This window comes from Geobacillus sp. ZGt-1 (genome assembly GCF_001026865.1).
Lineage (GTDB): Bacteria > Bacillota > Bacilli > Bacillales > Anoxybacillaceae > Geobacillus > Geobacillus thermoleovorans.
In genome coordinates, this window is sequence record NZ_LDPD01000026.1 from 70,082 (window position 1) to 78,768 (window position 8,687).

The 8,687-nt window shown below is 55.2% G+C and carries 11 protein-coding genes and 1 pseudogene; 4 read left to right on the plus strand and 8 right to left on the minus strand.

From position 1 onward, the window contains the following. Positions 1–109: 109 nt before the first annotated feature. Positions 110–847, minus strand: a pseudogene (locus VU18_RS20625) (peptidoglycan-binding protein); the annotation flags it as partial. Between the two features lie 182 nt (positions 848–1,029). After that, positions 1,030–1,539: a hypothetical protein gene (locus VU18_RS13925; RefSeq protein WP_020278804.1), complete on the minus strand. Its 510-nt coding sequence runs from the start codon at positions 1,537–1,539 to the stop codon at positions 1,030–1,032. Positions 1,540–1,747: 208 nt separating this feature from the next. Here VU18_RS13925 and VU18_RS13930 point away from each other — a divergent pair, with 208 nt between their 5' ends. Continuing rightward, positions 1,748–2,155 carry a helix-turn-helix domain-containing protein gene (locus tag VU18_RS13930; protein WP_014196835.1) on the plus strand — a complete coding sequence of 136 codons (408 nt, stop codon included), beginning with the start codon at positions 1,748–1,750 and terminating at the stop codon, positions 2,153–2,155. Between the two features lie 120 nt (positions 2,156–2,275). On the opposite strand, the gene ssb is transcribed toward VU18_RS13930, so the two are convergent. Beyond that, positions 2,276–2,635: a single-stranded DNA-binding protein gene (ssb, locus tag VU18_RS13935; protein WP_011232661.1), complete on the minus strand. Its 360-nt coding sequence runs from the start codon at positions 2,633–2,635 to the stop codon at positions 2,276–2,278. Positions 2,636–2,904: 269 nt separating this feature from the next. Between ssb and VU18_RS13940 the strand changes: the two genes are divergently transcribed. Then, a complete protein-coding gene (locus VU18_RS13940) occupies positions 2,905–3,345 on the plus strand; it encodes a YwpF-like family protein (protein ID WP_021322699.1) in 441 nt (146 codons plus the stop codon). A gap of 56 nt (positions 3,346–3,401) precedes the next feature. Here the strand turns inward: VU18_RS13940 and VU18_RS13945 are convergent, their stop codons facing one another. The 5 genes from VU18_RS13945 to VU18_RS13960 all read right to left on the minus strand — a co-directional run bounded on the left by VU18_RS13945 (position 3,402) and on the right by VU18_RS13960 (position 7,404). After that, the gene (locus tag VU18_RS13945; RefSeq protein ID WP_014196837.1) at positions 3,402–4,031 is read right to left on the minus strand and encodes a class D sortase; all 630 of its coding nucleotides are present in this window, start codon (positions 4,029–4,031) and stop codon (positions 3,402–3,404) included. 6 nt (positions 4,032–4,037) lie between these two features. Further along, the gene (locus tag VU18_RS13950; protein ID WP_021322698.1) at positions 4,038–4,937 is read right to left on the minus strand and encodes a processed acidic surface protein; all 900 of its coding nucleotides are present in this window, start codon (positions 4,935–4,937) and stop codon (positions 4,038–4,040) included. Positions 4,938–5,317: 380 nt separating this feature from the next. After that, positions 5,318–6,694, minus strand: coding sequence for an aspartate kinase (locus VU18_RS13955; RefSeq protein ID WP_047758312.1), 1,377 nt, complete (start codon positions 6,692–6,694; stop codon positions 5,318–5,320). Positions 6,695–6,827: 133 nt separating this feature from the next. Further along, positions 6,828–6,986, minus strand: a complete 159-nt coding sequence (locus VU18_RS18165) for a hypothetical protein (protein WP_158534150.1) — start codon at positions 6,984–6,986, stop codon at positions 6,828–6,830. Continuing rightward, a complete protein-coding gene (locus VU18_RS13960; protein ID WP_025039145.1) occupies positions 6,970–7,404 on the minus strand; it encodes a DUF1284 domain-containing protein in 435 nt (144 codons plus the stop codon). The genes VU18_RS18165 and VU18_RS13960 overlap by 17 nt, the downstream gene beginning before the upstream one ends. Before the next feature lie 393 nt (positions 7,405–7,797). On the opposite strand from VU18_RS13960, the gene VU18_RS13965 reads away from it, so the two are divergent. Both VU18_RS13965 and VU18_RS20630 read left to right on the plus strand, forming a co-directional pair. Then, complete coding sequence (locus VU18_RS13965; protein WP_047758313.1) at positions 7,798–8,385, plus strand: hypothetical protein; 588 nt, start codon at positions 7,798–7,800, stop codon at positions 8,383–8,385. Positions 8,386–8,491: 106 nt separating this feature from the next. Beyond that, on the plus strand, positions 8,492–8,687 hold a 196-nt coding region (locus VU18_RS20630), incomplete at its 3' end, for a hypothetical protein (protein WP_236687413.1).

An 8,687-nucleotide genomic window follows, 5' to 3' on the forward strand; every position in this document is an offset into this window, starting at 1 on the left:
AGCCGAGCTCTTTCAGCTTTGTCTGAATGCGCTTGACGTCTTCGCCGAGCGCGCCGATTGAGAGGCGAACCGCCAGGCGCTCGCGCTCGATCGGTGCAGGCGGGGGTGNTTTCGCTTTTACTGCGCTCGCAAGGAGGGCAGCGGTTTGGTTGTCGACCGCGCCGGTCACTGGCAGGCCGTTGTCGCGTTGAAAGCGGCAGACCGCGTCGGCGGTCAGCACCCCATAGTAGCCGGTGATGTCCGAATACGTAAAGTAGCCGAGTTGTTTGAGCTGTTGCTGCAGCTCGCGGACTTCGTCGCCGCGCGCCCCAACGGTCAGCGCCGCAGACGGTGAGGGCGAGGAACCTTCTTCTTTTTGCTTCAGCCGCTCAAGCGTCGCCCGGTCCGCCCGCCCGGTGGCGGGAAGCCCGTTCGCCCGTTGAAACTGCTTCACGGCATCGGCCGTCACCGCGCCATAGTAGCCGGTGATTTGCGGATAGCGAAAATAGCCGAGCTGTTTCAGCCGGCGTTGCAAATCACTGACGGCCGCGCCGCGGGAACCGATGGCGAGCGTGTCGTTTGACGCAGGCGCGCTTTTGAGCTTCGCGTAGGTGGGGTCATCGACGATGCCGGTGGCTGGCAAGTTCATCGCCCGTTGGAACGCTTTGACCGCTTCTTCGGTAATGGCGCCAAAGTAGCCGGTCGCTTGCGGATACGTGAAAAAGCCTTTTTCTTTCAAGCGCTGCTGGAGCTGTTTGATTTCAGGAGAACTCATGCCTTTCTTCCATTCCGCCGCTTGGCTCTCGTCCGGCGCGAGAAAAAAGGCAGAAGCCATGGCAGCGGCGAAAACAACGTGATTCGGTTTCACGGATGCGCCCTCTCCCTTCGCCGTCTGTTTCGTTTTTCATCTTTCATCGAGGCCTCATGCGGGATAGTTCCTCAGGCCGGCTTGACATCCCGCAGCCAAAAATAGTAATGTTCTATATTTTCAGTATAACGGACGAAAGCCATGAAAGGAAACGATTTTTTTTATTGGAAGAAGGAAGAAGTTTATGCGCCGGAACGGGGCATGCTTCGCTTCGGAGGCGACGGATACGTGAACAAATACGACACGCGTCGATCGTCGACAAGGTAAATCGACTGCAGCACTTCATAAATGAGCTGTTTTTCCATCGCCAGCCATTCATCTGCGCGGATCGGGATGTATTTTTGCCTCGGTTCGTTCCACTCATAAAGGGCGACGGTAAACTTTTTTTGGCGAAGATCGAGCTTGACGATAAACATGTAAAGCTGGCTCGTGCATTTAAATACAAAATAGAGCTGGGCTTCCTTTGAGCAGGTGATCGTGCGGAACAGCGCCTCGCCTTCCGATGCAAAACGCATCCGTCCACCTTCGTTTTTCAGCGAGCGCAGCGAATCGGTGAAACTGGCCGGGGCGATCGTTTTCAGCCGCACGGAAAACGGATTTTTCATTTCCTTAATATAGATGTGGTACATTTTTTGGGCGTGTTTCTCCCCGTTTCGTTCACAAATGACAAAATCGGCAAGATAGATGTTCACCTTGACCCCCTCTTTTTGGTTCGTAATTTCCCATTTTTAACTAATTGTACTATGTCCTTCCTGGACAAAAAAGATGCCGAACGACGAAATCACGGACAAATCTGTTCTGATTTAGAAACAAAGATAGAAATGAGCGAAAAAGGAACAACCATTGGCTCCATGCTTTTCTATCTTTAAAGAGTAATGATGAAAAGCGTGGTGACGAACGATGACAAACTTGGGGGAGACGCTCAAACAACTGCGAAAACAACGGCGCTGGACACAGGAAGAGCTGGCCGAGCAGCTGAACGTGTCGCGTTCGCAAATCAGCAAATGGGAAAACGGCAGCTTGCTTCCAGATGTGCAGTCGCTTGAGAAGCTATGCCAGCTGTTTGATGTCAGCGCCGATTTTTTGCTTGGCGGCGAAACGCGCCAACGCGAGCTGTTGCGCGAAGTGACAGACATATACGGAACGGCGGACGTGCACGAAACGGTGCTCGCGGCGTTGGACTACTTGCTTCATAACCAAGAGATGAGCGAAGCGGTGTACACGCTCGCGAAGCTGCCGGATAAAAAGCGAAAACATGTCGAAACGATGATCGTGACGATCGTAAAAGAGTGCTCCGAGCTCATGTAGCTCCCCTCATGCTGAAAAAAAGCGCTAACAACGACGTGCTAGCGCCATCCGTTGGGGAGTGTTTGGGGACACGTTCTTTCTCTTGGGGATTCGCTTTGAAAGGCATGTATGGGGAAACGACTATACGTGCTCCGGCCATTCTGGTTTCTTTCCGGAGTGGAGAAATTGGACGGACTCCGCGACGACTTCGGTGACATAGACGCGTTGACCGTCTTTTTTATCGTAGCGGCGCGTTTGGATTCTCCCCGTCACCGCCACCATCGATCCTTTTCGGCAATAATTGGCGGTATGTTCCGCTGTTTTCCGCCATAAAACGCATGGAACGAAATCGGCGTCAATCCCCCCTTCCGCGTTGCGGAAATTTCTCGCCACCGCCAGCGTGACAGTCGCGACGGCAGCCCCTTCGGCCGTGTAGCGAAGCTCGGGATCTTTCGTCAACCGGCCGACCAACACGACTTGGTTGATCATGTGTTGGCGCATCCCCCCTTTCCTCCACCGCACCTTTATGATAACGAATCTCGTTTTGGGTCGTAAAATCGCGATTTTTGCATTTTTTTGCGCACTCTATGGATACAATTCAGCGAAAAAGGCGAAATCTTCGTCGACAATGGCGGGGCAAAATGGCGTTTTTGCCATCCGACGGAAAATATGCAGATCGTTTTTCAGCAGGAGGGGCGGCATCCCGTTTTTCTTCCCTCGTCCGCCTGTGCTATAATCTTGGATAAGACAACGGTAACGAGGTGGACGAGATGAAAACGTTCAAGCTTGTCGGGCTCTCGGTCATCGACGACGACATGCACCGCCAAGACATCCCGTTTATTGACGGGTTGATCATCAACAAAGAAGACGGGCAAAACCGCTGGCTCGTGGAGGCGTATTTGGATGACGACTATGAGCCAATGTTTGTGAACTTGCAGCGGCGTCCAGAGTTTCAACTGCAAGTGACGATCACCCACACGAGCAACGACCCGGCCAACATGCTCGTCGCCGTCCGTTCGATCACGAAAATGAACGGCCACATTAGCGTCTTGATGGAAGGGCTGATGATCCCGCGGCGCACCCATTTGGCGGAAGTCGTGCTGGCCGGCCTTGTCAAGAAAGGGCTGCAAGGCGAGGCGCTGCTTCAAGAGTTTCGCCAGCAAATGCATGAGCGAATCGATGCCAAGGCGCCGCAGGAACGGAAAAGGTAAAAGGCTGGAGAGCGCACTTTCCAGCCTTTTTGTTTGCCTTCCTGCGGGCAAGTGGATCATCCTCTTGGAAACGCCAGGGCATCAACCCGAACCGGGCGGGCGGTGACGATGCAGCGCTTCGGAGCGCGGCCGATGAGGCGAAACGGGTAGCACGTTGTCACCGTCAGCGTTGGGCGCGCTTTCTCGACCAAAACGGTCCGGTCGTCGTCATCGACGATGCGGATGTTGACGATGCGGTAATGGATGGCGGCGCGATCCGTCCGAATGATAAGCGCATCGCCGATCTCAAGCTCGCCAAAGCGGCGGAACACAGTATCGCGGTGCCCGGATAGCACGACATGCCCTCGTCCCCCCGGCCAATCGCTCGCTGGATAATGGCCGACACCTCGGCGCAATTCTTGTTCGCGGACGCCTTCATACACGGGAATCGCCGCCCCGAGCTTTGGGATGGCGAGTTCACCAAGGTAGACGCCAAGCGGTGCGTCTTTTTGCGCCGAACGTTCCGCTGGAAGGCTTGCGGCCGGCGGTGAGGAAGGCGCAGGAGCATCCCGCTTGACCGCCATCCAGCCGACGGTGTACCAATAGCCGTTCCAACCGGCCATCGCCGCTCCGATGACGATCGCCGCCAGCGCCGCCCATTGGGCGGCCCGGCGCCCCCACGAAACCCGCGCGGGCTTGCCGTTCACGTTCCTTCACCCTTTCAGCCGCCTGACCCGCCGGTAAAGAAGGAACCCGGCGGAAGCGAGCATCAGTCCGGCCAACGTATAGGTCAAATACGGTGACGCCGTCTCCGGCAGTTTTTCCCCATACATCTTTCCTTTCATCTCTACAGCGAGCAGCCCCGCGTCAATGCCTTTCTCCCCCGCGCGGACGATGTAGCCCGATGTCAACATCTCCCGCGTTATGGCGATATCGGCGACCTCCTCGCCTTGGCGGTTGTACAATCGAATGCGGATCGGCTCCGCTCCGGCCGCCTTTATGTCCGGCTCGTCCGCCTCAAGTTTAAGCAAGCGAAGCCCCTCTTCCCACATCGCCCGCAGTTTGCGGCGCTCTGTTTCCGTCCACGGCCCTTCCATCTCCGCAAACGGACGCAGCCGTTCACGAAGCGCCGCCAGCCGCCCAGCTAACTGCGGGTCGTCAAGCGAGGCAATATGGCGGGTGAGGGCGCGCACTTCTTGTTCCGTCATCCCGAGCGCCCCAAGCAAGTCGTTGATTTGCTGCATGGCGGCGTTGTGCTGCGAGTAAAAACGGATGGCCCGGTCCAAGTCTTCGACAAATGTGTAGTCTTGCACCGTTTCGCCAAACTGGCCAAGCAGCGCCTCGAGCTCCTCAACCGTCAGCCCGTGCCGGCGCAGAACGGCATGAAGCCGCTCGTCAGTGATGGGTGTGCCGAGCCATTGTTTCATCTCATCCATGGTGCGAAAATCGGCGGCTGTCAAGCCGTATTGATCCAAATAAGCCAACAGGTCGCTCACTGTCCAGCCGACGCTCTCAGCGTACTGCTCAAGCTCGCTTCGGCTGATGGCCGCCGCCCCAGCCGGAAACGAAGCGAAAACGGCGACAAGCACAGCCATTCCTAGCCATTGCCGCATTCGTTCTTCCTCCCTTCCGCTTTCTTTGACGTACATTGGTAGTATTTTCCGAACATGCCGCTCTTATGTACGCCAACCAGCGAAAAAAGAAGAAAGCTCGGCTTAGAGCGCTTGAACGTTCTCCCACCTACGCAAACGCTTAGAGATGGGAGATTCTCGGGGACACCTGCCATAAGGCAGACTGCCAGCCAGACCATTCCCGTCTGTCCCTGTGACTTGGCTGTTCCAACGAAGTCCTTCTTTCAAGATATTTTGAGCGGCGTTGGGGGACATCCATGATGGAAGACGCTGATTCATTCCCCCCTTCGGCTGATCGCGTGAAAGCGGGGGCTTCTCGGTACATAAGAACAGGCGCCCGAGTTTCGGACGCCTGTTTCGCGTTAGGAAAGGGGGCTTACGGTTGCCTGTTGGAAGTAGGCGTTGTACAAGGCGCGAACCGCCTCGTTGACGACTTCTTCTTTGACGCCGAACATCATGCTCACTTCGGACGAACCTTGGTTGATCATCTCCAAGTTGATGTTGGCGTTGGCGAGCGCAGTCGTGGCTTTCGCCGCCATCCCGATCGTTTTTTCCATCCCTTCGCCGACGACCATAATGAGCGCCAAGCCGTACTCAATCGTCACCTCATCGACGGCAAGCTCCTCGCGGATGCGGGCGAGGATGCGCTCATCTTTTCCATCCACGAGCTGATCTGCCCGCAAAATGATCGACATGTTGTCGATGCCGGACGGCGTATGTTCGTAGGAGATGCCTTCGTCTTCTAAAATTTGCAGCACACGCCGGCCAAAGCCTATCTCACGGTTCATTAAGTATTTGCTGATGTTGATGCTGCAAAAGCCCGTGTCGCTCGCAATGCCGGCGACTGGTTCGTCGATATGATTGCGCTTGGCGACGATCCACGTGCCTGGAGCGGCCGGGTTGTTTGTGTTTTTTACGCAAACGGGGATGCCGGCGCGATAGACCGGCTCAAGCGCCTCGTCATGAAAGACGGAAAATCCGGAATACGACAGCTCACGCATCTCGCGGTACGTGATTTCTTTCAACTTGCGCGCATCAGCGACGATCGACGGATTGACGCAATAAATCGAGTCGACGTCGGTAAAGTTTTCATACACGTCCGCTTTGACGCCCGCGGCGACGATTGAGCCCGTAATATCCGACCCGCCGCGCGGGAACGTGACGATATGGCCGGACCGGGAATACCCGAAAAAGCCCGGGATTACGAGCACACCGCGGCGTTCACGAAGCTGCCGCAGCTTTTCATACGATTCCGGGAGCACTTGGGCGTTGCCTGGCTCATCAGTGACGATGATGCCGGCTTCCAGCGGGCTGACGTAGCTGGCCTCAAGCCCAAAATCTTGCAAATAGAGCGCCATGAGCCTTGCGTTATGGTCTTCGCCGCTCGCTTTAATGGCGTCAAACAACCGAGGCGGCTCGCTTCGATAGGCGCTGATTTTCGACTGCAAGTCATCGACAAGCTCGGCCAAAAAGCCGTCGGCTTCCAGCCCCAGCTCATTGGCGATGTCAGCATACCGCTTCACGATCGCTTCCATTGTTTCCTCATGCGGCTCGCCAGCCACAACTTGTTCGGCCAGCTGGATGAGCATATCGGTCACTTTCACATCGTCCTTGTACCGTTTCCCCGGCGCCGACACGACGACGATGCGGCGCTCGATATCCGAGCTGACGATGTCGGCCACTTTACGGAATTGTGCAGCGCTCGCCACCGAACTTCCACCGAATTTGGCTACTTTCATCGTTCATGACCCTTTCTGTCGAAAGTCTCTATAATTGTTTATCATATCACATTTTTCCGCCCATGGAACTATTCATTTTTTAGAAATTTCCGCCAACGTCCAAAACTGCCGCCATCGCCGGCCATGACTCTTTTCAAAACAGATGGCGCCGTGCTTCGTCAATGGAAAGACGGTGCTGCAACAGCCCCCCCTCCTTGACAAACGGATGATGGTTCAGCGCAGCGCCGTTTTTCCATCGTTCCTCCTCGATTTTTTCCGAAAACGGCCGCTCTGCCTCACGTTTGCGCCACATTGCCGCGGCGGACGTTGGCGATTCCTTCTTTGCAGACGCCATACGGCAGCCACGAGCAGTTGCGGCATAACTCGTCCAAATCATCCGGCTTGACCCGTTCCGCCGTCCGCCGGATCAGTTCAGACTTCCAATACACATTGCCCGGCTCCAAGCCTAAATGGCGAATGACGTTTCCGTCAAGCGAACGGACGTGGGCATCGGAATTGGGGCCGGCTTCACACGTTGTCTCCCCATGATGCGGGCAGGCGAGGCACGCCTCATCGAGCGCCGCGACGACTTCAATCGGGAAATCGTCGTGTTCATCGCGAATGCGGGCCACGATCTCCCACATTTTTTCCACGAACGACGGGCTGTAGCCCATGCCGCGAAACCCGTGCACACAAAGCAAATGATGGCCGCGCAAACGAACCGGTTTCATCTTCTCTCCCCTTCCTTTCTTTCCTTTGGCGGGTATTGGTCAAGGGCGAATCTGGCTCTGAGAATACCCTACGATGCCCAACGGGATGGCTCGTGTGGAGTTTTCATAGAACTTTTGACGCTGCCTTCTTTCCTCTCTTCAGACATATGCCGCCCGGCCCAATCGTTTCTATCGTTTTTGACTCCATCATACGTCAACTCTTTTCATTGAGCAACTGGCACCTCGATAACCAGCAGCGGACAGCGAAGCAACATCCCTTTCAGACCTATGCATCGTCTATGAAACGATGGGCTCCCGGTCTTCGCTCAAACCGCCGTTTTCCTCGGTCAATTCGGAAACATAACGGATCTGCTTTATACAGACAGCCGTCATGATACAATGAGAAAGGGAACGATGTTGCTGGGAAAGGACTGGCTGATCATGACGAAAGAAGAATTGGCACGCTCGCTTTCCGTCTTGCTTCATGAGCTGACGAAATCATGGCAGAAAGAAAAAATTCATTCCGATGTGCTCGAAATCATTATGAAGCTGCGCATTCAAACCGATGACGACGAGCAATACGTTGCCGATCTGCTCAACAACATCGCGTTTGCGAGCGAATCGGCTCATGCGCTCAAGCAAATTTGGGGCTATATGCTGCGCGAGCAAACCTTTCTATCGCCACAGACGATCGAGGCGATGCTCACGGACGCCCAGCGCAAGATCCAGCGCCGGCTGTCCGAGATGACAGCCCGCTATGAGCGTCCGTTTTTGTCCATCGATGACCCGCTCGAGCGGAAACGCCAGCTTGAGCGCTCCTACGGCGCGCTTCTTTTGTTCAACCGGATCGCCACCGACTTTTTGCTTGAGTTCGTCCGCGAAGAAAACGAAACGGCCGCCAGCACCTTTTTTGCAGCTGACCCGAACGAGGCGATCGAAGTGTTCCACCATCTTTGCAGCGTCTACGCAAGCCGCTGGCTGGAAGGCTTGGAAGTCGATTGATGGCCGAACCGTCGATTCAAGTCCTTGAAGCCAACCAAGGGCGCCCCAAACGCAGCGGGGCGCCTCTTCTCATCACCATCTATACGGCTGCATGGACATTTTCGACTTGACAGTATTGTCCAGTCATGATATTGTATTCATTGGAAAGAATTTTTATAATATTCTTTCCTCTGTAAGCGAATACAAAAAAACTCAAATGGAGGAGGAATCGGGGATGATCTACGCACAACCAGGCCAGCCAGGCGCGCTTGTCACATTTAAAAAGCGCTACGAAAACTTCATTGGCGGCAAATGGGTTCCAC